The sequence below is a fragment of the Photobacterium obscurum genome, assembly GCF_026191635.1.
GTDB classification, from domain to species: Bacteria; Pseudomonadota; Gammaproteobacteria; order Enterobacterales; family Vibrionaceae; genus Photobacterium; species Photobacterium obscurum.
This window is the reverse complement of record NZ_JAKRRW010000027.1, coordinates 16349-42977: the sequence shown is the minus strand read 5'-3', so window position 1 is coordinate 42977 and position 26629 is coordinate 16349. Positions and strand designations below refer to the sequence as shown.

The window sequence follows — 26629 nt, the reverse complement described above, 5'->3', positions numbered from 1 at the left end:
TGGAATTTTGTCGGTTATGGCATTTGCGTGCTTGTTATTATGCGAAACGCCTAGCCATTCTGTTCAGCGAGGGAACAGCTCTAGGTAGGATAATCGACGGGTTTCAAGAGGTATTAGCTGTATCTCTCCCTGAGACAACTTCTAGAACCCCACATGCTTGGTCGCCGGTGGGGTTCTGCTTTATGCGGTATCAGGTTTTACTCATAACACTTCAATTCTTTGTTGCGGCCATGGATGCTTTTCATTGCAGCCATCATCTTGTTTTGATCGACATAACTGGTCGGTAGTGGCATGACTTCAATACGGTAGTCGGGTGCTGATTCCGATAATTTGGATTCTTCTGTCACCGGCGTCACCATCATCACTTTTAAAGCTGGATTCCGGGATGTAATGCGCGCGGCGGTTCCAAGGCCTTCTGCAACATGAAAGCGTCCAGCAACATGAATGATCTGCTTGTCGGGATGTAGTGCCAGATAATCCACCATGCTCTCGGCCATTGTGTCGTCCCAGGCTGTCTGGGCTGCAAATTGACGCTGGGTTTTGGCTTCGTCGCCGTGGTGCATTGAGGCGGTGAATTTCTCTTGGTAGGCGTCGTTGTTCAATGTGAGCGACTCGGCGACCCATTTGCGTTCAACCGCAGGTAGGCGCTCGAGATAGTCGGCACCATTTTGGCCAATACAGCGCACAATCGGCTTCGGGGCATTGGCGGCAATAACGTCAAGCTGGTTTTGTTTGGCAAATTCAACTAACGGGCGATAGTCGCTGCCGTAATTGGGCCAGGCATTGCCCTCCTTGATCAGTGTTTTCTCACCAATCTCCCCTGTAAGATATTGGTTGACGATGCTCTGTTTTTCTCGGGTGAAGTGTTCCATCGACAGGGCTATGTTGGTGTTTTGGCTATAAAGCTGGGCAAAGAGCTGTGCCTGCATCAGGTGGGCACCCGGGTGGCCATGCCACTCGCCGACCAAAATGATATCGGCGTCTTTTAATGCTTGTGCCAGTTCGCTTAGGTTCAGGGTGTCACCTTGCGGAGAGGTGATTGAATAATCGTAAAACGTCTTAGGCTGTACTTCCGCTTGTCCATCAAGCCGTGCTGATTCGGGTTGGCTAGCACATCCCATAAGTACACTTACCAATCCGAGGGAAAACCATTTTTTCATTATTATCACCGTTATGGTTTGAAAAATATCAAGCATTCAGAGCCATGTCGTATGCTACGGTATCGCTGGTGCTGTGGCTTGATATAACTGTAGACGGTGCAGCATGATAAGAGAGATACGTATTGTAGGCAATGAAAATGATAATTAATTTCATTTCTGAGCGAGGGTAGGTGCCACTTATCGATCCCAGCCGTATTCTGGGACCGATCTATTGGTAGCTGAAGGCTATGATTTGCGGTAAACCCTCACTGAAAAATCAGCTTCGCAGCTAAAGTTTTCGCTTGTGGCCAGCTGCTGCCAAACTGCGTCGCTAGTTTTCCAGGCAAAAGGCGTCATCTGCATCAATGCCGTTGCTTCTTCGCCTGACAGGTGCATGTCGTAATGTAGCTGTCGATCCGCGACTAACTCAAAGCCCTCAATGGCTTCTGCTGTCATATCATGTAAGCGTACGCCGTCGTAAATCAGCTCTTTTAGTTGGTATAGGTGGCGAGCTGCAGGTGTTACTGTGACTAACAGCCCCCCGGCCTTTATTGCACGGTAAAGTTCTTCGTCCTTGCAAGGCGCGTAGATGCGAACCACGCCATCCAGCAGGCCGTCTGGGAAAGGTAGTCGGTGGCTGGAGGCAACACAGAAGTGACAGTCCGGATAACGTTTTGCAGCATAGCGGACAGCCACTTTTGAGATATCTAATCCATGGACGCAAAGATCTGAATGCGTTTTATTCAGGCTGACAAACTCGGAGGTGTAATAGCCCTCACCACAGCCAATATCCAGCAAGTGCCGCGAGTTTTCTGGCAGGTGCTGCTTCAACTGTTTGACCACCAACTCCCGCAAAGGTTGGTAATGTTCCGTATTAAGAAACAGGCGGCGAGCCTGCATCATTTCTTTGTTGTCTCCCGGGTTTTTCGAACTTTTATGGTGAGCCGGCATCAGGTTAACGTAACCTTCTTTGGCCTGATCAAACTGATGGTTATTTTCACAGCGCCAGGTATTAGCCTGAAGGCTAAGCGCTGAATGACAAAGTGGACATTGGTAGGACATGGAGTAAACCGGACGATGTAAGAGACAGCGGGTATTGTAAACATCCCCCTATATGGCTGCAAGCCAGCAAGAAGGCGGGTACCGCTTGCTGGCGAGAGATTATCTGAGTAAGTCTTATGTGATGAAGGGAGGCGAATCCCTCCCCAGACCTTGCATGAGCTTCGGCCTGTAATAACCCGTTTAGTTCGGGCGAACCTTGTACTCGGCTTTATCAAGGCTGTGTTTTTTCATTCTCAGATAGAGCTTTTTGCGTGGGATCTGCAGATAGTTTGAGACATCATTGATCCGCCCGGCGAACAGGTATAGGGCGTCTTCGATGACCTGCTTTTCGTAGCTGTCGACAAGATCATCCAGTGGGCTGCTCATTTGATCTAACGGCTTGGTTCGCTCTTGACCGGTCAGTTTAACAATACCGATAGCATATAGCTCTGCCACATTCTTCAGCTCCAAGACGTTGCCTGTCCACTCGTGGCGGTTGAGTGTATTGATATAGGCCTTGTCTACCGCCGGCACTGTCTTATTGAGCTTTTGGCAGCTGCGCTTTAAGAAGTGGCGGAACAGCGGGGTAATATCGCAATTACGCTGTCTCAACGGCGGCAGGCTGAAGCGCACCTGGCTGAGGAAGTAAAATAGCTCCGGCAGCAGTTTGTCCTGTTCAACTTCGGCTTCTGCCGGGCCTTCGATTACCGCCAGAACACGAACTTCTTTCTTGCCCTGACGTTCTTGCTCTAGCAGGAAGCGACAAAGCCATTGCTGAGCTTCCATCGGCATATCTTGGGGGTTGATAAGGCACAGACTACCGCTACGTGCGGAGATCATGCTGCGCTGTAGATCCGCCGTGCAGGTGATGTCCTGCCCCAATGCACTGGCGTAAGGACCTGCGCTGAGATCACTGCTTTGATGGAGTTGTTTGGCGACGGTGTGGCGGCCGGTGCCGCTTTCACCTTCAATGAGTACGTCCTTGGTCGTTAGGGCTATCTGGGCAATTTGCTCGCGAATCTTGACTATCAGCGGGCTTTCGCCCAGCAAGACTTCGGCCGCCGAATGGCTCAGGTTAGCGCGCTGTTCAATTTTTTGCTTACGGACCGGCAGATGTTTTTCCAGCAAAGCCAATAACTCATTGGGCTGCAACGGCTTTTGCAAGAAATCGAGCGCGCCTTTTTTCACGGCATCCACGGCCATCGGGATATCACCGTGGCCGGTGATCATAATAACGGGAAGATCGGGGTCTAGTGCTTTTACTTTTTCTAGCAGTTCCATGCCGCTGAGGCCCGGCATATACATGTCTGTCACGACAACGCCAGGCCAGTTTTTATCCAGCATCGAGAGTGCCACTGTCGGATCTGTCGAGGCGAATGCTTTGTATCCGGAGACTTCAAGCAGATGTTGATATGCGTCGACAACATCTTGATCATCATCGATGATCAGTACTTCAATATTGTTATTCATCATAATTGTTTAGCTCCAACACTACCATCGCGCCACCTTGAAGGTTTGATGCGAGATAAATGTCACCATCAAAGCGGGTCATTATTGAACGGCAGATACTTAGCCCAAGGCCAAGGCCTACGTCTTTTGTTGTTGTAAAAGGAATAAATAGTTTTTCGATAATATCGGCAGCAAATCCGCATCCGCTGTCACTGACCGCGATACGTACACGGCTGCCCTCACTTTCTAGCTCACTAATGGTAATTTCACGCAGTTCGCTTCTTGCAACCGCATCACAGCTATTGACCAGGAGATTGACCAGTACCTGCTCTAACTGCACTTGATCAGCTTGGGCGGTAAGGTGATTGTCAATATGGCTGGTAATGATTGTTTTTTGTACTTTGGCCCGGCTTTCTACAATTAACATGGCTTGATGGAACGAAGCCTGGATATCAACTGATTCAAGAGGACTGTTAGCTGATTGTTTCTTCGAAAAGCTGCGAAGGCTGGTAATAATTCGCCCCATTCTAGCCGTCAGGTTGTCTATTTTCTCCAAGCTGGCAGGTAGCTGGGTATAGTTACCTTTGTCAGTCGCCATTCGAGTTGCAAAAACATGGGTAGAGATTGCAGATAGCGGCTGGTTGAGCTCATGAGCCAAAGAGGTCATGGTCTGGCCAACAACGGCCATTTTTGCCGCTTGGATCAGTTCATCCTGAGTGGCACGTAAATCGGCCTCAACGCGTTTACGGTCTTCGATTTCGGCATTCAACTGGCGGTTACGGCTGGTGAGGGACTGGGTTTTTTCCCTGACCATATTCTCGAGCCAACGAGCAGCATTTTCCTGCTCGGTAATATCCGTCATCGTAATAATCACCTTATGATTATTACCCTGTTTAAAGCGACGAAAGTCGAGCCGCAGGTACAGGCTGTGATCATCAGCCTGGACATGCTTGAGGGTTAGATTGCATGCTCCGTAGTTTAGCAACGGGCTATTTTTGCTAAATAAAGACTTTAAGCGCTGCTGCATACTGTCATCAAATAGCGCCCAGACCGTCTGCTGCACCGGCGAGCTATCATAACGAAATAGGGTGAGGGCACTGGAATTGACAGATTCCACGACGCCTTTCAAATTACAGGTGATAATACTTGCCTGGGTATTGTTGATCAGGTTGAGTGCATTACTCTGCTGCATTTCCTGCATCTGCTGGCAAAAGAGGCGCAAATTGTCTCCCAGCATCCCGATTTCATCATCGCCTGTGACTTGAATTTTGGTATTCAGGTTACCGCTGGCCACGGCATATAAATCTTGTGATAGCAGGTTAAGACGCTTGACGATGCCACGCCCGACAAGATAAATCGACAGCACGATAGAAACGAATACTGATAAGACCATGACACCAAACAGGATGAGGTTGCTGAGTGTGATTGACTTGCGAGTTTTTTCGTTCAGTTGCTGCAGAGAAGCGTTTTCCTGCTCAACCATGGTCTGGATTAACTCTTCCTGATATGCCAGCCGAGTCTGGATCTGCTTTTCATACATGCTAATGGCATTATATAGCTCGACATCAAGCCTCAACTGCTCTTCCAGAACACCCTCAGGCTCAACGAGAGTGATTAGCTCTTGTAGCAACTGGCGGTACGAAATTGTGGAAGGGTAGTGGTTTAAGTTCTGACTCATTTTGCTGACTTCTTCTGTTTTATAGCCGATGAAGTAGAAAGCATTGCTGAGATCTCGGTTTTGCCGTTGCAGGATGATCTCCTGCACCAGCTGATGCAGTTCATTTTCTTTAATAGTGATCGACTGGATGAAGGAAAACTCAGTCATCACATCCGTAATAGCCTCGGTGTTCACGGCATTGGGTAACATTCGAGTCAGCTGCCATTCGACTTCCTGACGCAATGGGGTTAGCTCATCCACCAGGTCCTGGTGTAACCATTTGATGGTGTTTTCTGTTTGCGCCAAGGAATACAAATGCGTATTGCGCCGATAGAGCAGTTCTGAATAGATGGAGATATCGGTCTGCAAGGTTTCATGTGCGGTTTTGATGGCCGGATGAAATCTTAAGCTGGCCGTATCCGTAATGGCTGCCGTGATTTGGTCCAGTTTATGGCGGATATTTTGTTTTAGCTCGGCATGTAGAACCGGATCGGTATTGTTGCGTAGCACGTTGAGCGCAGCCTGCAGCCCCGCAGTATTTCTTTCCAGCTGGTAGCTTGCCTGTAGGGTCGGCATATTTTTTTCAACGATCGTTTTAATCTGGGTATCAAGTGACTCCCAGTTAACGACGGTAATGATGCTCACACTAATGGTGAGAAAGGCCATAAAGGCGATTGATGCGATCAGGCGGTTGCCAATCGTTTTTCGGCCAAGCATTATTCAGCCTCTTTGGCGCTGGTAATAATGCGCTCGGAGATTGCTATTGATGTTTCTAGCTGGGTACTCATGGTTTGGCGCCAGTTGTTTAGCCGTTTTGCCGTATCAACATCGGTGCGAGATCGTGTCAGAGCCTGAAGGTAGGCATCGCTATCGGCTTGCTCTTTAGTGACTGGCGGTGTTGACGCGAGTTTGATCGCCTGGTTATAGAGGCGGCGTTGGTCATCGCTTAGGTGATTGAGTTTGCCGATTCTATGGATGAGCTGCCACGCCTGGTTTAGCAGGATCAGTTGATGGTTAATACTCTGCTCAAAAAGCTGCTTGATTAAGGTTGCCCGGTGTTGCATCAGGTTATGATCGAGAGGCAGCACAGAATAGTGCTGCCGTGTTTTTTGGTGTAGGCCATACTTGTTTAGTGAACTGGTCGACAGTGTTTGCTGCACATGTTCTGACAGTAAGTATTTGATAAACTGTTGGCTATGCTTGGCCTGGTTAATGTTCTTAACCGCGGCAATATAGCTTGGCAGCAGCGGGCTATGCATCTGGTAATTAAAACCGATAAAAGGGAATTGCTTCTGGCTTTCATAGGCAAAACTGTCGATGACCGGGCCGATACCAGCCAACCCGCGGGATACCGCCTCGCTGACACCAAAGCTACGGGCCGAGAGCGATGAAAGGTTTCCTCCAATCTGAAGCAACAGCTTCCAGCCTTCATTCCAGCCATAGCGTTGCAAGATGTTTTCAACCATCAGGTGCGTAGTGCCCGAGCGGGCCGGGCTGCTCATAATAAGGTGACGATAATATTGTGGCTGGGCCAAGTTTTCCCACGCCGTCGGAATATCTAACCGCTGCTTTGCCAGGTAGTCTTTATTCCACATTAGGCCATAGCCTGAATATCCAAAAATGGCGAGATAGTCAGGATAGTCCTGCTGGAAATTGAGCTGTTGGGCATCGGATTTACGATTAACGTCATTGAGGGGCAATAGCCTATTTTGCTCAATGAGGGGCAAAAACAAAGAGCGGGAAGAGGAAACCACGATATCGATGTCATGATCATTTTTTTCCAGCAAACGAAGGCCGGACTCTTCTCGTCGATGAAGCACTTTTATCGACGTGTCAGGATAATGTTGCTGAAATTTATCTGTGATCGGGGTAATAGATGACTCGGTAAAGGTCGTTAAAATGATCAGTTGATTCGTTGGAGCAGCTATACATGCAGGTGAAAAGGAGAGTAGTAATAGAATAAATCGAATCATGACATTTTAGACTTACCTTGTATTTAGAATCCTTTATATACAAGGTTACTTCGCTGGATAGTAGTAAATTAAATCGGGTTCTTTGTGAATTTCTAAGATGTTAGCTATTTATAAATATAAATGTGCGGTTTTGGGTCGCTGTTGACGCATTATGGTATCAAAGCTGGTCCGATGTCACACTTTTTCATTATCGCATAGAGTGAAATTGGTGCGCTGAGCGTGGCCGCCGGAACACAAAAAGAATGATTGATTCTGTGAATGCCGGTGTTAATTGTATGTTGGCTTTGATTATAAATAAAAGCCACAATAACCTACAAACAAATAACCGGAGCAATGCTCCGGTTATTTATTTAAATTCATTGTCCGTTATTACGCGTTTTGAATCTGCTGAATTTCTGTTGCCGATAAGTGATACTGGCGTGGGCAGTTGCGCCATGTTTGTAGCATGCGCTGGTATTTTTCCAGCATCGGGATTTGGCTGTTGAACATATGTTCTGATTTGTCGAACTGAGGATAAAGGCCTTCTTCTTCCGTTAGGAAGCGGACATAGTGCACTAGCTGGGACTCTGTCGCGGCATCAAAGCCAAGGAACTGAAGGCGACGCTGATCAACTTGGCTTTGATTGTCTTCATTCAGCATTTTGAATGATTCTTGCAGCGCGTGGTACATTTCCATGAAGTCAATGACGTTGCGGCACTCTTCTTCTTCAAGGCAACCAAAATCCTTGTCCAGCTCACGCATTTGTAGGCCGTAACCACGTTCTACAATGGTTTGTAGACGGCGGTATTTTGCCGCGTTTTCCGGGTTCATTTGAGACATCAGGTAGTACTGGTTAGAAAGAATAAGACGTTGTGCGTTAGTCATTTCCATAATGATTGGCCTTTAATAATAGTATTGAGCTGGCATTGAGATTATCAGGTTGAAGACAAAAAAACTTGATCTGACGCCGTCTTGCTAACGATTTTTTGTTAAAAAAAATTGACTGGCTAAACCTTGTTCAAGCTGGCATTTCAGGGGCAATTTAACAAAGTTTACCCTTACTTATTACATGGTTAATGCTTCGCTATTCTATGGGTATCAGTTTAGCGTAATAATATAAAAGGCGCCGAAAGGGATGACGATACTACAGTGGGGAGGTTATCTGGTTTGGTTGGGCATATTGGCTTTTAGCCTTCCTCGGGAGTTCTGGCCAAAATTCAGAGCCGAGAAGGATTACCAGCATCTGGTACTGGCGAGTGTAGTCGTACTGTTTTTGCTCTGGAGCCTTAGGGCTGGTATTGCAGAGGGCTTGCAGGTTCATTTTCTTGCGATAACGGTTCTGGTTTTATCACATGGCTGGCGAATCGCTGGCCTTATAGGCTCTTTTCCATTGATCTTTCTGAGCGCTATCGGCCTGGTAAGCTGGCAAGATACGGGCTTGCACGCTTTAACCGGGGTTATCTTTCCCGTGCTGTTCAGCTATGCCGTGTTTTTGTTTAGCTACCGTTTTATGGCCCGGCACCTGTTTGTCTATATTTTTGTCGCGGCATTTCTTAACGGTGCACTGACGATGATCATCCACCTGTTGCTGACCAGCGGCTGGATGTATTTAGCCGGCCACTACTCATGGTCATACATTGTTGATAATTATTTGGTGTTGCTACCATTGCTGCTTTTTCCCGAGGCACTGATTAACGGGATGGCGATGACCTTGCTGGTGGTCTATAAACCGGAATGGGTGAGAACCTTTGCTGACCGAGATTATATTAACTCTTCCAATAACAAAGATGAATAGTTAGCTTAGTTTCTATTTGTTTGTATTGTAATTTTATTACACTCCTGAGGGTTGTCTGCTAGTAATTCCACCGTTATGTTGATCATGCAAGCGTTTGCGCGGCTGTCTCTTGCGAAATGTTTGTAACCTTTCTACTCTTTGCGCGCTTTATTACACGAGATGTTCGTGTCCACTCGCATATTGCGCGAGAATCCCCGTTTTATTCAGAGAAGAATACTGAAAGATATACAGTACTCTTTTTTTGGCTTACATAAGCAAACGATTGCCAGGAGGCATGGATTCAAAGCAGAGGGAAACCGAGTGCATTTGGTGTCGGACAGCAGGACTGTCTGGCAGAGGTGTACCAGAAGGTAGTGATGTGAATAAAGCTACCTTCATTGTTCTTATGAGTTTGAAATGCAAATTTTTTCGGGTGTGATCGGTATTCTAGTGCTGATCCTGATTGCCTATTTCCTTTCTGAAAAGCGTTCCCACATCAACTGGCGTACGGTATTGGGTGCGCTGGCTATTCAAGTCACCTTCGCTGCACTGGTTCTGTACAGTGATTTCGGACGTAGTGCGCTGGGTTCATTTTCTGGCGGTGTTCAAAATGTCATTAACTTCAGTAACGACGGGATCGGCTTTCTGTTTGGCGGGCTGGTTTCTGACAAAATGTTTGAAGTGTTTGGCGGCGGCGGCTTCATCATGGCGTTACGGGTCCTTCCTGTTGTGGTCTTTTTCTCGGCGCTGGTATCGGTGCTGTATTACCTAGGGGTGATGCAGCTGATCGTGAATACGCTGGGGAAAGGGCTATCGAAGGCTCTGGGAACCAGCCGTGCTGAATCGATTTCGGCTACTGCCAATATTTTCCTTGGTATTTCAGAGGCACCGCTGACGGTGCGTCCATTCATTGCCAAGATGACCCGTTCGGAGTTGTTTGCCGTGATGGTTGGCGGCATGGCCTCGGTGGCGGGCTCGGTATTGGTGGGGTATTCACAAATGGGTATCCCATTGGAATATCTATTGGCGGCTTCCTTTATGGCGGCGCCTGCAGGACTGATGATGGCTAAGTTGCTCATCCCGGAGTCAGATACGCCGCAGTCTAATGCCGCTGAAGACGCTGATGAACAAGGTAAACCGGTCAACATAATTGATGCGGCGGCACAGGGGGCCATCCAGGGGATGCAGCTGGCACTGAATATCGGTGCAATGCTGCTAGCGTTTGTCGGTCTGATTGCGTTGATTAATGGCATGTTGGGTGGCATCGGGCAATGGTTCGGGATGGAGAACTTAAGTTTAGATTTAATCTTTGGTTACCTGTTTCTCCCTTTTGCCTATATCGCAGGTATATGGGACTTTGATGCCGCGCAGCAGATGGCAGTCATTTTTGGTACTAAAACAACCATCAATGAATTTGTGGCTTTTTCGCAACTGGCTCCGTTGATCAGCAGTGGCGCGCTAGAGCCGCGGGTTGAAGCGATTATTGCCTTTGCACTGTGTGGCTTTGCTAACTTCGGCTCAATTGCTGTACTGCTGGGGGGCGTCGGACTGATGGCACCTAGCCGGTATAACGAAATTGCCAAACTGGGCATGAAGTCTCTGGTGGCTGCCACGCTGGCCAATTTGCTTAACGCGACCGTTGCCGGCCTGTTTATTTCGTTGGCGATGTAAGAGCGGTATTTTTTAGGGAGCTCCCCCTAAGCTAAGGTTAGTATGCCGAAAGCAGACATTACAAAAGCGCCAGCGATATGCTGGCGCTTTTTATTAGTGTTGTAAGGTGATGACGAAATAAGGGGTTAGCTTAGCCCGATGATATTCCCGTCAGCATCAATATCCAGTGCCATGTAAGCCGGCTTTTCTGGCAGTCCCGGCATGGTCATCACATTGCCGCACAGGGCATAGACAAACCCGGCTCCGGCACATAGCTTCAGTTCCCGCACCGGAATCATGAAGTCTGTCGGCGCTCCTTTCTGGCTAGGATCATGGGTAATGGATAGTGGGGTCTTCGCCATGCAGATAGCCAGGTTATCGTGCCCTTGTGCCTTTAACTCTGCCAGTTGCTGTTTGGCCTGTTCAGACAATTCAACCCCGCAGCCGCCGTAACCGACTTCCGCCACCGTCATCAACTTTTCTTCCAGGCTCTGCTCAAGTGAATATAGTGGCTTGAACTGCGCCGGTACCTTACATGCATCAACAACAGCCTGAGCCAGTTCTGTTGCCCCTTCGCCACCTTTGCCGAAGGCCTCGCTGATTGCGACATCGACGTAGCTTCCGAAATCTTCCTCGGCAATCAGGGCCTGTAGCTGGTTTAGCTCGGCATCGGTATCTTGCGGAAAGCGATTAATCGCGACCACAACCGGAATACCGTACTTGGCAGCATTGCGAATGTGCCACTTCAGGTTGGCAAAGCCGGCGAGCAATGCTTTTTCATCCGGGGCGAAGATAGCTTCAGGAAGCGCTTGTCCCGGACGAAGATCATATAAGCCGGAATTGGCTTTCAGGCCGCGCAACGTGGCAACGACAACGGCGCAATCAGGACCGCGCTGTGCTTGCTGCGCTTTAATATTGCAGGCTTTCTCGAACCCCATATCAGAGCCAAAGCCGCCTTCGGTAATGGTATAGTCGCTGAGCTTAAGGGCGATGCGATCGGCAATAATCGAGGAATTGCCGTGGGCGATATTGGCAAACGGGCCGGCATGGATAAGCGTGGGGACTCCTTCCAGCGTCTGCATCAAAGTCGGCTCGATAGCTTCGCACATAGTGACGGCCATGGCGCCAGCTACTTGAAGATCTTCGGCGGTTACCGGTTGGCCGTCCAAATTATAGGCCAGTACAATGCGTCCCAGACGCTGGCGCATATCGGCCAAGTCTGTGGATAGTGCTAGGATTGCCATTAGTTCAGAGGCAGCCGAAATATCGAATCCGTCATCGCGGGCTATGCCGTTAATGGTTTTGCCCGGTTCGTTGTTGCCGACAGTGATCATCCGCAGGGCCCGATCATTATGATCCATGACCCGTTTCCAAGTAATACGGTTGATATCTATGCGAAGCGGCGTTAGGCCGGTTTTTTCTGCAAATACCTCGTAGCCGTGGCGTTCTTCATGGTACAAGCGCGCATCCAGTGCCGCTGCAGCTAAGTTATGAGCCGCGGTAACGGCGTGAATATCACCGGTCAGATGGAGGTTGAGCTTTTCCATCGGAGCGACCTGGCTGTAGCCGCCCCCGGCTGCGCCGCCTTTAACCCCGAAAACCGGTCCCATGGATGGTTGGCGGATACAGGCCATTACGCTTTGGTTGATCTTGGCCAGTCCTTGTGACAAGCCGATTGTGGTCACCGTTTTGCCTTCGCCCAGCGGTGTCGGGGTGATGGCGGTTACCAGTACCAGTTTGCCTTCTGGCTTGTTGTCCAAGCGCTTAAGAATAGAGGGTTTAATTTTTGCTTTCAGGGTGCCCTGAGGGGTTAGATCTTCTGGCAGTATGCCTGCTTGCAGAGCGATTTGATCAATTGGGGTGAGTGCTGTGTCACGACAAATTTGAATATCACTTTTCATCGGCGGCCATAACCTCGCATAGGTAGCAATAGAGATATACTGCAGAGAGCTGCATTAGCAGGTCACGCAATCGTTTGCGTTTGGTTTATACCATAATTTTATCATGTATAAATAGGAAAAATCCGAGATAAGTGTGGTTATTTTGTTTTCTTAACGACGGGGCCACTTTGTCAGGATGGCTAATGGTAATGAGGAAAAGAGAAAAACCTGCCAGAGTGACTGGCAGGTTATTGATAAATTAAGCGATTTCAGCAGCAGGTTTGGTGTCGCTGATTTCTGTTACAGAAACAACGCTGCCATATACCGGGCGCAGTGCTTTGACAATTTCGTGACGAGTGATCATGCCAACCAGTTGCTCGTCTTTTACTACAGGGAAGCAGTGAGGACGGTTCACGACCATAGTACGGGCGCGTTCGTTCAGTGAAAGCGTGGTAAGTTGAGTTGCAATACCGCCGCTGCTTACCGGATATAGGATATTTTTGTCGATACTCATGTACTCCGCGATTTCTAGAATCGAGTTATCCGGACTGACTGTCTGGATTTCATGCTTCATCAAGTCTTGCACCTTGCATTCGGCATCTGGCATGTAGTCATTGCACCAAAGATCAACCAAGGTATCGTGAATAGAGAAGAAACCGACTAGACGCTGGTCGCTTGAAAGAACCGGAGCTCCAGATAGCTCTTCTTTAAGAAGGATATCAAGGGCTTCTGCTACAGGCATTCCAGGCTGAAGAGTGGTTGTTGCAGGACGCATAAAGTCGTTAACAAGTAGGTTTTCCTGAAGCATAGTATTTCCCTTATTTATTACGTTAGAAGTCGAGAAGTCGGGTGTAATGATGGTTGCAGTTGCATGGTGCTCTTTCGGTGAGCTGAAAATAGCCCAGTAACTCAATCCGACAAGCACGCCGCCGCCAACAATGTTGCCCAGGGTGACGGGAATCAGGTTGGCAAAGATGAAGTTATGGATATTGAGGTCGGCATATTGCTCTGGCGATACACCAAGGTTGAGCCAGAATGACTCCGGAGCGATATTCTGGATAGTGATACCCAGCGGCACCATAAACATGTTGGCTACACTGTGCTCGAAACCGGTGCTGACAAACATTGCAACCGGAAGCACCATCATGGCCATTTTGGTCATCATGTTGTTTGAGCAGAATGTCATCCAGATTGCCAAGCAAACTAGCAAGTTACATAGAATGCCCAAGGCAAAGGCTTCCAGCGGCTGGTGGTGCAGTTTATGTTGGGCAATGTTGAGGGCATTTAATCCCCATTGGCCACCATCAAGCTGGTACAGGCTAGCCATCGAGACCAGGGCCAGTAGTAGCATCGCGCCCAGGAAGTTGCCGAAATAGACTTTTGCCCATGTACCCAGCATGCGGCCGGTTGTGATGTGCTTGTTGGCGCGGGCAATCGAAGACAAGACCGTACTGGTAAACAGCTCGCCGCCGCAGATAACAACAAGGATCAAGCCTAGGCTAAATGCCAATCCACCAAACAAGCGGTTGATCCCCCAGCTCATATCGGCACCACCGGTTGTGACGGTGATGTAGAACACAAATGCCAGGCCAATGAATACGCCAGCTGTGATTGCCAGGGCAATCGTGGTACGGGTTGGTTTAGATGCTTTACCAACCGCGTATGTCTCAGCTTGTTTCATCATCTCCTTAGGAGTGAAGTTACTGTTAGTGGATGTCATTGCCGAAGCCATTTCAAAAGCCTCCTGTTAGTTGACCGACGAGTAAGTCGGGGATGGTGATTACATAGGGGGTTGATAGCGTCACATTTCCTCCTGTTAGTGACTGGGTTCTGCTAAACAGAGTACGGCTGCATAAATAGTTGAGTAAAATTGATAATTTTTTTAACCCTAATCACTAAAGTTGATATCCTTGGCAAAAGGAATCAATTTGCCGTCGTAGTAGGAGTGTTGAAATGCGTTATTCACTGAAGCAGCTTGCTGTTTTCGAAGAGGTGGCAAGCACGCGAAGTGTGAGTAAAGCCGCGGAAAACCTGGCATTAACCCAATCTGCAGCCAGTATGGCGTTATCCCAGTTGGAGAAGTTGCTAGGGCGTGCCCTGTTCGAGCGCCAGGGTAAGCAAATGGCGCTGACCTACTGGGGGGCGTGGCTAAGGCCAAGAGCCAAGCAGCTATTATTTGATGCTCAGCAGATTGAATTGGGATTCTATGATCAGCATTTAGTGAGTGGTGAAATCAGTCTAGCCGCCAGCCAGACTGCGGCAGAGCACCTCTTGCCAGAGTTAATCAGTATTATTGATAAAGATTTTCCAGAGTTACGTATTCAGCTAATTGTAAAAAATGCTCAGAAAGTCATTGATCGGGTTAGGAATTATGAGTGCGAGCTGGGGATTATCGAGGGACGTTGTGATGATAGCCGGCTGGAGCAGGAAGTATGGTGTCACGATCACCTGGTGATTATTGCCTCTAAGCATCATCCCTATGCCAAGCTAGAGACGGTCAGTTTTGCCCAACTTGAGCAGGCCAAATGGGTACTGCGCGAACAGGGGGCCGGGACTCGCAAAAGCTTCGAGAGTGCACTGCATGGGGTCATCGAGGATTTGGATGTATGGCGCGAATATGAGCAAATTCCTGTGTTGCGTGCTCTGGTAACGAATGGCCCTTATTTAAGCTGCCTGCCATATCTAGATGTTGTGAAGCATATCGAGCGCGGAGAACTGGTCGCCCTGAATGTTCCTGAGCTGAATATGAAGCGAACCTTGTCTTTTATCTGGCGCGCAGATTCAATCGAGAACCCGCTCCGCGATTGTATCCGTCGTGAAGCCATTAGGATGATAAAAGACCGGAAAATGGAAATGTAATATCGAGGTTGTTGACTGGTCGTCATCTATCTTTTTTGAGGTGATGAGAAGATAGATGATAGTGGTATTAGGAAAATTGATTGCTCACAGCGAATATTCTGATATGTAACAGTGTGCTTATTATCGGATTTGTGAATGTGGTTAGTACTTTTTATTGATGATAGAAGGAGATATTTAGATGTTTAATAAGAGTATTCGACTTTTTACTACACAATTTCGCTAGAGCTGGTAAAAGTAGTCCTTTTTGATCTCAGGATCTTGTTTTTTTTCTTATCAATATTTCTGATGCCTGTAAGTTGTAGGTTTGATATGCAATCACTTTATTTGCTAGTGATTGCATTGTGATTTGTTTTGTATTGTTTGCTACGGCCAAAAAAATGGGAGGGTATTTGGCATCAGTTTGACCTGCTAATCGATTGTGATAACTGCTGGATATGTGCTTACCCTCAACGAGGCAAGCGGCGAAAATGATAAGGCGCATTATCAATAATGCTGATTGTTATGTGCTATTTGTTTTATAACTATATTCGTTATTGTCAGATAGGTTATACAGTGATGCCTGATAGACTGTATAACCAGCCTTCGGAGCTACTAAGCCCTCGATCATGGCGAATAAAGAGGTTGCTCACAAAGATAAAGAAAAAAGAAAATACATCTCTTTGATTTCATTTATCACATCAATGACTGTGCAAAAAGTGAGCAGTTGGTCTATGGACAAGGGAGTTGTTATCTATAAAATCCGGCCGTAGATGATACTGCTAGGAAGATACAATGATAATCAAAGGAAAGCCGGTCAGGGACTTTTCCCTCAAGCTGAATACTCTGTTTCGTGGCCTAGGCTGCTTACTGCTGCTGCTGTTATTGATTAACTTATATAAGGTCTCAGCAAGCCTATCTAGCACTGCATTATTACTGCAGCAGTCGGCCGTACCGGCCGGTTCTGGCGAAGAAACCTTGATGATGCCAGCAGAGCCTTTGCAACCACCTGCGGAAGCTCTGATTCAGTCTGCTGAAGTAACAACAACCGATGAAGACCCGATCGTCGAGCTCAGACAGGCTGCCCTAACTCGGTTTGCCAATAAGTTTAATTTTCCCAATTCAGTTGAGTTTTATAGTCTGAGCAGCAACGAGAACTGGATGTTCAACCCGGCGACGGTGAGGGAGAAGGACAATGTTCTCAATCTCACCACCTGTGGCTATTATGCGGCGAAGAATGCAATGGGCCTTGCCCGTGAAAGGGTGCCGTTTATCGTTGATTTGGTGTATGACTTTTTAAATAAAAAATATAGCGTACACGGTTATTTCGAAGACGATAGATCCCGTTACCATCAGTTTAACGGCAATAAAAAACCCGTAGAATTAAGTCGTAGTCGCTTTAAGAATAAGTGGGATGTTAACTGTAAGCCGCTGAATGTAGACAAGTATGATGACATTCTTTCGCTTGCTAGCGTAGGGCGTTTTGTGCCGACAGAGGAAATGACTTTCAAGCGACAACTAAATGCGTTTGATGAAAACGTTCAAAAGACGATTGCTAGCTGCATCGATGATGAGGTACTTAGCGCATCAGTGCCTGCTCTGGCAGAGCGTCAAAAACTATGCTTAGTCAATGCCCAGTGCAGCGTATTAGATGGTATGGCCCAAGATAAGTGTGAGTTGGTGAAACAGAGTTGTGCTGACAATAAGCAGTCGTTGCTCTGTCAGGTAACTAAAGATAATCAGGTTGCGAGCTAGTAACCAATGGGGTAATTGCTAAACAGGAGGCAGGCCGTCCGGCATGCCTCTTGTTGAGTATATTCGTTATGGCTGGCTAATGTATTAGTACATTACGTTATGACCATAGCTGGCAATGATACCTTTTAGCTTTTCCATCGTTTCTTTTGATGGCGGCTTTACACCTGTCAACTGATATTCAAAGCCCAGAGCTTCCCATTTATGTTCACCAAGCTGGTGATAAGGGAGCAGTTCTACTTTCTCGATATTGTCCATATCTTTAATGAACTCACCAAGCAGGTGGGCAGATTTTTCATCATCTGTGAAGCCAGGTACTATGACATAGCGGATCCATGTCTTTTGGCCGCGTTTGTGCAGATAGCGAGCAAAATCAAGCACACGCTTGTTAGGAACACCGACCAGATCCTGGTGAATGGAGTCATCAAGCTGTTTTAGATCCAACATAACAAGATCTGAAGCATCAAGTACTTCGTCAACCACATCAGTGTGTTTACGGATATAACCGTTTGTATCTAGGCAGGTATGAATACCTTCGGCTTGGGCTGCCCGGAAGAAATCACGAACAAACTCTGGCTGCAGCATTGCTTCGCCGCCTGAGGCTGTTACGCCACCACCAGAAGCATTCATGAAGTGACGGTATGCGGTGGCTTCTTTCATGAGCTCTTCGACAGTGATTTCTTTACCATCATGAAGATCCCAGGTATCGCGGTTGTGGCAATACTGACAGCGCATTAAGCAGCCTTGCATAAATACGATGAAACGGATGCCGGGTCCATCCACGGTACCGCAGGATTCAAAAGAGTGAATACGGCCTTTTACTGACATTGCTTAACTTCTCCGCGTGGTGCGTGTTTTGGTTGTTATTTTATTACAAAACTAACGGCTAAAGTAGTCATTAACGCACTTAAAATGTAAGGATAAAACTTTTATCAGTTAGGTCGAAAAGGGGCTTATAAATGGGGGCTCGCAGCATATCACTTACATGGCGATGAACCATTAAGGCGTAATAGCTGGGGAAGTGGTAAGGATAAACAGTATCGTTTGGGAATGTTTTGTTGAGGTAGGAATGGAATGTACAGGAAAAAAGCAATAAAAAAGCCGGTCATCAGACCGGCTTTTTTGATATTGAGATGGTTAGTGGCTATTGCAAGCCATCAGCCTCTCGTCACTTGATTCTCAATTATAGAGACTCAGTGAAAGTACGCGCGATAACGTCTTTCTGCTGTTCAGCAGTTAGAGAGTTGAAACGCACAGCGTAGCCCGATACACGGATAGTTAGCTGTGGGTACTTCTCTGGGTGCTTAACTGCGTCTTCTAGAGTTTCGCGGTTAAGAACGTTAACGTTCAGGTGCTGACCGCCTTCGATGCCAGCTTCGTGGTGGAAGTAACCATCCATTAGGCCTGCAAGGTTAGCTTTTTGAGTCTCAGCTTCTTTACCTAGCGCGTTAGGAACGATAGAGAAAGTGTAAGAGATACCATCTTTCGCATCAGCAAACGGCAGTTTACCAACAGAAGTCAGAGATGCTACCGCACCTTTTTCGTCACGACCGTGCATTGGGTTTGCACCCGGTGCGAAAGGAGCACCTGCTTTGCGGCCGTCAGGCGTAGTACCAGTCTTCTTACCGTATACCACGTTTGAAGTGATAGTTAGGATAGACTGAGTTGGGATTGCATCACGGTAAGTCTTCAGCTTACGGATCTTGTTCATGAACGTTGTAACAAGTTCACAAGCGATGTCATCAACGCGTGCGTCGTTGTTACCGAACTTAGGATAGTCGCCTTCGATTTCGAAATCGATCGCGATACCGTCTTCGTCACGTACTGGCTTAACTTTTGCGTATTTGATTGCAGATAGTGAGTCAGCAGCAACAGACAGACCAGCAATACCACAAGCCATAGTACGTACAACATCACGGTCATGAAGAGCCATTAGTGATGCTTCGTAGCTGTACTTGTCGTGCATGAAGTGGATGCTGTTCAGTGCTGTAACGTACTGCTTAGCCAACCAGTCCATGAAGTGATCCATGCGCTCCATAAGATCGTCATAGCTCAGAACTTCATCTGTGATCTTGTCCATCTTAGGACCAACTTGGATTTTCAGCTTCTCATCCACACCACCGTTGATGGTGTAAAGCATTGTTTTCGCCAAGTTAGCACGTGCGCCGAAGAACTGCATTTGCTTACCAACAACCATTGGCGATACACAACAAGCGATCGCGTAGTCATCAGAGTTCATGTCAGGACGCATTAGATCGTCGTTTTCGTACTGGATAGAAGAAGTATCGATAGATACTTTCGCACAGAAACGCTTGAAGCCGTCAGGTAGCTGCTCAGACCAAAGTACAGTGATGTTTGGCTCTGGAGAAGGACCCATTGTGTACAGGCTGTTTAGGAAACGGAAGTTAGTACGTGTTACCAGCGTACGACCGTCAAGGCTCATACCACCCATAGACTCTGTTGCCCAGATTGGGTCGCCAGAGAATAGCTCATCGTACTCAGGAGTACGTAGGAAGCGAACCATACGTAGCTTCATTACGAAGTGGTCGATCATTTCCTGAGCTTGTTCTTCAGTGATCTTACCAGCAGCGATATCACGCTCGATGTAGATATCTAGGAACGTAGAAGTACGACCTAGAGACATTGCAGCACCGTTCTGTGATTTAACAGCAGCTAGGTAACCGAAGTATGTCCACTGGATTGCTTCTTGTGCAGTTGTTGCAGGACCAGAGATGTCGTAGCCGTATTTAGCTGCCATTTCTTTGATCTGACCTAGTGCACGATGCTGCTCAGCGATTTCTTCGCGAAGCTGCATAGTCATCTGTAGGTCTTCGCCGTTCTCGAACTTCTCTTGTAGAGAAGAGAACTGAGCGAACTTGTTCTTCATTAGGAAGTCGATACCGTATAGTGCTACACGACGGTAATCACCGATGATACGACCACGGCCGTATGCATCTGGAAGACCAGTCAGAACACCAGACTTACGACATTTCATGATATCTGGAGTGTAGATATCGAAAACGCCCTGGTTGTGCGTCTTACGGTATTCAGAGTAGATCTTAGATACCATTGGATCTAGTTCACGACCGTATACTTTGCACGAACCTTCAACCATACGGATACCACCGTTAGGGATGATTGCACGCTTAAGCGGAGCGTCAGTCTGAAGACCTACGATAGTCTCAAGATCTTTGTTGATGTAACCTGCGTCGTGAGCAGTGATGGTAGAGATAACAGAAGTATCGAAATCAACAGGAGCGTGAGTGCTGTTCTCCTGCTTGATACCTTCCATAACCTGATCCCAAAGCTTGTTTGTCGCTTCAGTACCTTCAGATACTAGGAAAGACTCATCACCTTCATACGGTGCGTAGTTTTTCTGGATGAAGTCGCGAACGTTTACATCGTTCTGCCATTCGCCAGCGGCGAAACCTTCCCAAGCTTTAGCAAATTGCTCTGCCATGACATACCTACCTTTTTAGTAGAAAAAACACGTACTGATTTAATCGCTGTTGAGCTCATCACCACCGGTTGATGGTGAACAGTACACTTTCATTAACAATAATACGGATAATCAAATCAATTCGTGCAGCTAAGACTGATTTCATTATTCGTATTAGCACTAATACGGATAGTGAATAGAGAGGGCAGTGCATTGCACTGCCCAATACTAATTATAGTAACGCTGGAATGCCGTATTGGCCTTCAAGCATACCTACTGCCAGCATCGCCACTAGGCAGATGATAAGGACAGAGGCCGGGATAATAACACGATCCATGAACGATAGTTTCTTCGCACGTTCTTTGTCGCCAATTAGGCCGTTGTTATCAAGCAGCATGGTTAGTGCCCATGCCAGTACCGGGTTAACAACCGCTGAAGCAAAGATACAGATACCAGCAGATTGTGAATCTTTTGTGTCTTTAACCATTTGCATACCGGCTTCAAGTAGTGGCAAGAATACACCAACTAGAAGAGCAATACGCATTACTGGAGGCCATACCGCCACATCCATTGGGAAGCCAAGGATAGCAATCAGCATTACCAAGCAGCCAAGAACAATCGCACCAGCAGGGATCGGACGCTTAGCGATTGCCGCAGGGATCATGTATGTTCCCCAAGATGATGTGATGTTACCACCACCAACGGCAGTACCTACCATCTGACGGATAGAACACATAGTCATCGTGTCATCAACATCCATCAGTACTTTCTCAGTACCTTTAGGGTAGTTCAGCTCTTGGAAGATACGGTGACCAAGGAAGTCAGGTGACCACATTGCTACCGCCAGGATTGCAAATGGCAGTGATGCAATGAAGTGCTGCAGGTTTGGAAGACCAAGCATCCAGCCTTGCTCTGTGCTGCCCCACCAGTAAACAGGGTTCAGGTTTGGTAGACCCATTTCAGTTTCGAAAGTCAGGTCAAAGCCAGCACCAAATGCAAGCGCAACAAGAAGACCGGTAATCGCACAGGCTGGGATGGCTAACCAACGCTTGTTGATTTTTGCCAGGAAGGCATAGAGCACAATGTTAACTGCCAGTACAACCAGACCAACATAACCCAGGCTGCCTTTGGCGATTTCTGCAGACTCAAGGCCTGTTGCCCAAGTTTGGATTTGGCCGATTTGGCTCATCGCGCCGGTAAAGCCAAGGAACACCAGCAAGCCGCCGGCAACACCTTCGCCGGTTAGGTTTACCAGCTTGGAGCCACCTTTGAAATAACTAAGTAGCAGACCGAATACACCAAGAAGGATTGCAAGAGCAAGAGGGTGTGCACCGGCAAGGGCAATGGTACCGATCAATGGGATCATTGGACCGTGGTTACCAGCCAGGTTGGCGCGGGGGTTAATGAATCCGGATGCTAGAACGCAGAATAGAAGCGCAGGAATGAGCATTTCAACTCGTGCAACTTCGATGGCGAACTCTTTGCCAAGGTTGATATGATCCCATGCTTGGGTTAGACCGTCTGCCCAAGACATCATTACCGCTGAGTACATGGCGATAATACCGATAGTACCGGCAAGGGCTGGAACCAAATCTTCTAGCTCAAAACGAAAGTCGCGGCCTGGTAGGTTTAAACCAAAGCGGCGCGGCTTCATGATTTTCAGCTCATGATCAAGATAGTCTGATCGACTAGAGAAGTCAGACGCAGGGCGGTGTAGCTCCTGGTAACTTCTTTCTTGTGATGACATAAGTGCCTCGTTCTACGTTTAAAATAATTCTTGTATTTAATGTCTGTAATGTAGCTTGCTTTCCTGAGGTTTGAGCTATCAGGTGCGAGTTTTTTTCTAGGTGTAATTATATTTCACCAAATTTTACTGAAGTCTACCGCTTGGACCGTCTAAGGGAATTGATCTCGATCACTACGATTAAAAAAATGTAGGAAAAAAACCAAAAAAAATTGAGCGGAAAGAGCATTTGTTATGAAAAATGAAAGAAACCTTATAACAAAAGTAAAACTGTGAATAAGCTCGCAAATGACAAAATGTCACTTAAGTTGCTGTTTAATAATAGTTTTGGCTATTGTAGCTCGAAATTTGCGGTTTACAATAAAAACTACACCAAAAGTAGCAGTGGTTCGTATTATTTTTATATAGAGCGGTTTGTCAAAAGGTTAGGAAAGAAAAAAGTGCCAGCAGTTTTTTTGCCGGCATTTTTGTCATACAGGTTGCAAAGTTGTAATTAAATTACTTGAAGTTGGCTTTTTTAGTGACTTGAAGTTTTTGGTACGATGCCAGTAGCTTCTGGTGGGTCGGGAACTGGCTCATGGTTAAATCACCGGCGGTTAGGCCATGGAAGCGCACGCTACCTTCGATAGAGCCCCATGCTGCGGCAACGGTTTCGGTACCGTAAATACGTTCAAATTCAGGTTTGTGTTGCGCTGGATCGCATTTTTCATCCAGCGCCAGATTGAGGCTTGCTAACAGGCAGCGGAAAAAAAGCATTCGTTCTTTGCTATAAATAGGCTCGTTGTAATCGACGCACCAGTTAGCAAATTCCAGTGCCAGGTCTAAATCGCCACCCGCCAGTGCCAAGAAGCACTTCAGCTCACCAATACGGAGTGTCTGCCAGGCGTCACCGGATTGTGGTGCCAGACCAATGATTTCATACAGGCGGACACTGTCATCAAAGCCCTCTTCTTCCAGAATATGGAACATCTCGGCGTACTGCTCGGCATCCCACTCAACCTTGGGCAGCGCGAGTAAGGTTTCACGTAGCTCCAGCGCGACATTATTATTGGCTTCAATCAGCACTTCTACCGGATAGATTTCTGACCAACCCGGAACAATGATACGGCAGCAGTCGACACCAAGGTGATCGTAGTCTGCAATATAGACATCAGCTCTTTCCTCGGTGAGGATGGCCATCAGTTGGGCAAGCTCTTCTTCAGCTGTACCGCTGAAGCTCCAGTCGACAAAATCGTAGTCAGCCTCGGTTTTGAATAGATCCCAGGCTTTCATGTCGGAAGAGTCGATCAAGAGGGTTTTAAGGTTGCGATCATTTAGGACTGTATCGTAACGAAAAGATGGCTCTGGGAAGACAGGCTGATCTTTCAGGTCGCGGCCCTTCAGTAGTTCGGTAATCGCCTGTTCTAGCGCGGTATCAAAGCGTGGATGGGCACCAAATGAGGCAAAACAGGAATTGTTCTGCGAATTTAGCAAGACCACGCAGAGCACCGGATATTTGCCGCCTAGTGAGGCATCGTAGCAGTGGAGCGGGAATCCTTTGGCTTTAAGGGCGTCGAGAGACGCTTGAATGTCCGGGTAGCGGCTGATCACGTGAGCTGGAATTTCCGGCAGGCTGATGTGTTCGGCAAGAATACGGTTCCTGATAGTACGCCCGAGGACTTCAGACAGCCCCTTGGTACGAGCTTCGGCTTTGCTGTTGCCTGCCGACATACCGTTTGATGCATAGAGGTTACCGATGATATTCGTCGGGATATAGACTGTTTCTTTGTCGCTCTGACGCTCGTATGGCAGGCAGCAGATCCCGCGCTCCATGTTGCTAGCTTGCAGATCAACAAGATCGGTGCCCAGTAGTTCCAATGTTGGGTCGTAGAATTGGGTTAGGCGTTCGTCTAGGATCTCTTCAGGCGGCAAGTTCTCTTCCAGATCAATCGGGAACCATTTCTCGTTCGGGTAGTGAACAAACTCACCTTCTGCCAACTCTTTACCAAGGTAGTAGTCAGCGTAAAAGTCGTTGCTGGACAGGCGTTCGAAGTACTCGCTCAGCGCAGAAGCTAACGCGGCTTTCTTGGTTGTACCTTTACCGTAAGTGAAGTTCATTGGCGCATCTACGTCACGAATATGCACTGACCAGACATTTGGCACAGGGTTAAGCCATGCGGCCTCTTCAATGTTAAAGCCAAGTTGTTTGAGCTGAGTTTGAGAGTGCTCGATTGATTCTTCAAGCGTGGCATCTTTACCTGGGATAAATGTTTTCATTACGGTTCCGTCAGCAGTGTGGAGTGGCGCGGAGTATACCGAATTATGAATCAGATACCTAAATGTGAACTAGATACCATTTAGGTATCTGATGATAGCGAGCAAGGTATTGAAAGAGGGGATTTGAGGGAGGGGGAGCGTGAAGTGGCTTCCATGCCACTTCGTCGTTGTTAGTTTGCTACCTGGAATTCACCTAGGCGATTTTTCTGATCTTCAGCCAGTTGTGACAGGTGGTTGCTGGCTTCGGCGCTCTGGCTGATACCGGCTACGTTCTGGCTGATGATATCGTTAATGTTATTGATATTTTGGGTTATATCAACAATTGCGCGGCTCTGTTCATCGACCGAGCCGGTAACATCGCCATTAACCTGACTAATATGTTCCAACGCCTGAGTGATGGACTCAATCTGGTTGCTGGTCTGCTCGGCGATCTCGTTGTTGCTATTAACCTTGTCCAGGCTGTTGTTAACCGCATCGACAACGGCTGACGATTTCTGCTGCAGTTGTTCGATGATGGTTTGGATCTGCTGGGTGGATTCCTGGGTCTTGGCAGCCAGTACCCTGACTTCGTCGGCAACAACAGCAAACCCGCGACCGCTCTCACCGGCACGCGCCGCTTCAATGGCTGCGTTGAGCGCCAGCAGGTTGGTTTGTTCGGAAATGCTGTCAATAACCGTAATCACTTCACTGATTTTGATACTTTGTTCGTTCAGGTCGATCACCTGGCTGGATGTATCGTTCAGTTGTTCGGCCAGCTCCTGAGTGAGCTGACGCGCATGATGGGCAATGGTCGTGCTTTCCGCACCTAGAGTTAATGCCTGCTGGGCACTTTCATCAGCCATTTTTGCGTAGCCATCAACCTGGTTGGCTGCTGCCGATAGTTCGTTAACGGCCGTGGTAATTTGCTCTACCTGCTGTTGCTGCTCACGGCCGTTGACTTCGCTCTGGGTCATGACGGCGGCAAGTTCGGTTGACGAGGCGGCGACTTCATCACCGACACCACGCAGGGCGCGGATTGTATGGCCAAGCTGCGAGATTGCATCGTCCAGGCTCTCGCCTAGCATGCCGATTTCATTTTTGCCCCTAATTCGTGACTGGGAGTTTAGATTACCGTCTGCCAAATCTTTAACGGTTAAATACAGTGCACTCATTACTCCACTAATTGCATTTGATAGTAAGAGGCTAATTGCAAGTGCTAACACGGTTGCAATTACTGTTGCTGTTAATTGGCTGGTTGTGACTGACTCTAATAAATCAGAGCTCTTATCAGATAATTCTTCTGTTGTATGAATCGAGCTTTGTGCCAGTGAGGTAATAATCTTGGTATTGGTATTACCCAGTTCAATCATATGACTGACCGTTTTTGCTTTCTCGTTTTGTAACTGAATAATATCGTTAGTCTGCTGCACCCATCGTTTGGCATTATTTACGACTGATTGCGCTTCTGGCCAGTGATTGAAATCTTTTAGATAAGCATTTAACTCTTTGGCGTACTCTAAGGTCTTTAGGGTATCTTGCTGGCTCTGGCCTTTGACACCGACAGCAAGGTGATAAAGCATTAACCCTGCTGCATCGGACATTTCGGATAAGTTGTTAGTCCATTGTTCCAGCTCGTAGTCATTTCTGTTTTTGGCTATCAGTGCATCAGCTTCGGTGATATCGGTCGTTATCCAGCTGGTTGCATCATAAAGCTTGATAATTTTCTGGCGTTGCTCTCGGAGCTGTTCGGATGCTTGTACATACAACTTATAGTTGCTGACGAAGGTATCTAGCGATTGTTTTGCTTGTGGAGTCAGGGCACGGTTGTCACTTTGCATCAGATTGTTATTACTACGCTGGACTTTCGCTAGGTTTTCACCATTGACACGAACCATTTCGTCCAGGCGCTCATAAAAACCAAGTGCATATATTGATTTCATCCGGCTTACATCTTGCAAATCCTGAAATTCTTTCATTGTGCTATTAAAAGCGATGAAGTCGTTGACTTTATTAGTATTAACTTCAACTTCAGATAATAGGTTCTGGCTAATTATTATCGTAATGATAAAACATAGAACAGCA

At 47.4% G+C, this 26629-nt stretch carries 17 protein-coding genes; 4 read left to right on the top strand and 13 right to left on the bottom strand.

Annotated features, from left to right (window positions below; all coding sequences use genetic code 11):
• Positions 1-197: 197 nt before the first annotated feature.
• The 6 genes from MD588_RS22790 to MD588_RS22765 form a co-directional block, all read right to left on the bottom strand.
• Positions 198-1160, bottom strand: a complete 963-nt coding sequence (locus MD588_RS22790; protein WP_265700103.1) for a ChaN family lipoprotein — start codon at positions 1158-1160, stop codon at positions 198-200.
• A gap of 225 nt (positions 1161-1385) precedes the next feature.
• The gene (gene rlmA, locus MD588_RS22785; protein WP_265700102.1) at positions 1386-2201 is read right to left on the bottom strand and encodes a 23S rRNA (guanine(745)-N(1))-methyltransferase; all 816 of its coding nucleotides are present in this window, start codon (positions 2199-2201) and stop codon (positions 1386-1388) included.
• A gap of 180 nt (positions 2202-2381) precedes the next feature.
• On the bottom strand, positions 2382-3653 hold the full coding sequence (locus MD588_RS22780; protein ID WP_265700101.1) for a sigma-54-dependent transcriptional regulator: 1272 nt from the start codon (positions 3651-3653) through the stop codon (positions 2382-2384).
• Positions 3643-6003 (bottom strand): ATP-binding protein, encoded by a 2361-nt coding sequence (locus MD588_RS22775; protein ID WP_265700099.1) that lies wholly within the window; start codon positions 6001-6003, stop codon positions 3643-3645. The genes MD588_RS22780 and MD588_RS22775 overlap by 11 nt, the downstream gene beginning before the upstream one ends.
• On the bottom strand, positions 6003-7259 hold the full coding sequence (locus MD588_RS22770; protein WP_265700098.1) for an ABC transporter substrate-binding protein: 1257 nt from the start codon (positions 7257-7259) through the stop codon (positions 6003-6005). Before MD588_RS22770 ends, MD588_RS22775 begins: the two co-directional genes overlap by 1 nt.
• Before the next feature lie 369 nt (positions 7260-7628).
• A complete protein-coding gene (locus MD588_RS22765) occupies positions 7629-8129 on the bottom strand; it encodes a YfbU family protein (protein WP_265700097.1) in 501 nt (166 codons plus the stop codon).
• A 244-nt stretch (positions 8130-8373) separates the two neighbouring features.
• On the opposite strand from MD588_RS22765, the gene MD588_RS22760 reads away from it, so the two are divergent.
• Together MD588_RS22760 and MD588_RS22755 are read left to right on the top strand one after the other, a co-directional pair.
• Positions 8374-9033: an energy-coupling factor ABC transporter permease gene (locus MD588_RS22760; RefSeq protein WP_265700096.1), complete on the top strand. Its 660-nt coding sequence runs from the start codon at positions 8374-8376 to the stop codon at positions 9031-9033.
• A 396-nt stretch (positions 9034-9429) separates the two neighbouring features.
• Entirely contained in the window at positions 9430-10683 is a 1254-nt protein-coding gene (locus tag MD588_RS22755) for a NupC/NupG family nucleoside CNT transporter (RefSeq protein ID WP_265700094.1), read from the top strand.
• Between the two features lie 125 nt (positions 10684-10808).
• Here MD588_RS22755 and MD588_RS22750 read toward each other — a convergent pair whose 3' ends face one another.
• Together MD588_RS22750 and focA are read right to left on the bottom strand one after the other, a co-directional pair.
• Positions 10809-12563: a formate--tetrahydrofolate ligase gene (locus MD588_RS22750; protein WP_265700093.1), complete on the bottom strand. Its 1755-nt coding sequence runs from the start codon at positions 12561-12563 to the stop codon at positions 10809-10811.
• Positions 12564-12801: 238 nt separating this feature from the next.
• Entirely contained in the window at positions 12802-14274 is a 1473-nt protein-coding gene (gene focA / locus MD588_RS22745; RefSeq protein WP_265700092.1) for a formate transporter FocA, read from the bottom strand.
• Between the two features lie 221 nt (positions 14275-14495).
• Between focA and MD588_RS22740 the strand changes: the two genes are divergently transcribed.
• Together MD588_RS22740 and MD588_RS22735 are read left to right on the top strand one after the other, a co-directional pair.
• Entirely contained in the window at positions 14496-15401 is a 906-nt protein-coding gene (locus MD588_RS22740; RefSeq protein WP_265700091.1) for a LysR family transcriptional regulator, read from the top strand.
• A gap of 771 nt (positions 15402-16172) precedes the next feature.
• Positions 16173-17132 carry a hypothetical protein gene (locus MD588_RS22735; RefSeq protein WP_265700090.1) on the top strand — a complete coding sequence of 320 codons (960 nt, stop codon included), beginning with the start codon at positions 16173-16175 and terminating at the stop codon, positions 17130-17132.
• A gap of 84 nt (positions 17133-17216) precedes the next feature.
• On the opposite strand, the gene pflA is transcribed toward MD588_RS22735, so the two are convergent.
• The 5 genes from pflA to MD588_RS22710 form a co-directional block, all read right to left on the bottom strand.
• Complete coding sequence (gene pflA / locus MD588_RS22730) at positions 17217-17957, bottom strand: pyruvate formate lyase 1-activating protein (protein WP_265700089.1); 741 nt, start codon at positions 17955-17957, stop codon at positions 17217-17219.
• 355 nt (positions 17958-18312) lie between these two features.
• Positions 18313-20589 (bottom strand): formate C-acetyltransferase, encoded by a 2277-nt coding sequence (gene pflB, locus MD588_RS22725; RefSeq protein WP_265700088.1) that lies wholly within the window; start codon positions 20587-20589, stop codon positions 18313-18315.
• Between the two features lie 211 nt (positions 20590-20800).
• Complete coding sequence (locus MD588_RS22720; RefSeq protein ID WP_265700087.1) at positions 20801-22315, bottom strand: DUF3360 family protein; 1515 nt, start codon at positions 22313-22315, stop codon at positions 20801-20803.
• A 495-nt stretch (positions 22316-22810) separates the two neighbouring features.
• Positions 22811-24568: a 30S ribosomal protein S12 methylthiotransferase accessory factor YcaO gene (gene ycaO, locus MD588_RS22715; protein ID WP_265700085.1), complete on the bottom strand. Its 1758-nt coding sequence runs from the start codon at positions 24566-24568 to the stop codon at positions 22811-22813.
• 170 nt (positions 24569-24738) lie between these two features.
• Positions 24739-26487: a methyl-accepting chemotaxis protein gene (locus tag MD588_RS22710; RefSeq protein ID WP_265700084.1), complete on the bottom strand. Its 1749-nt coding sequence runs from the start codon at positions 26485-26487 to the stop codon at positions 24739-24741.
• Positions 26488-26629 lie beyond the last annotated feature (142 nt).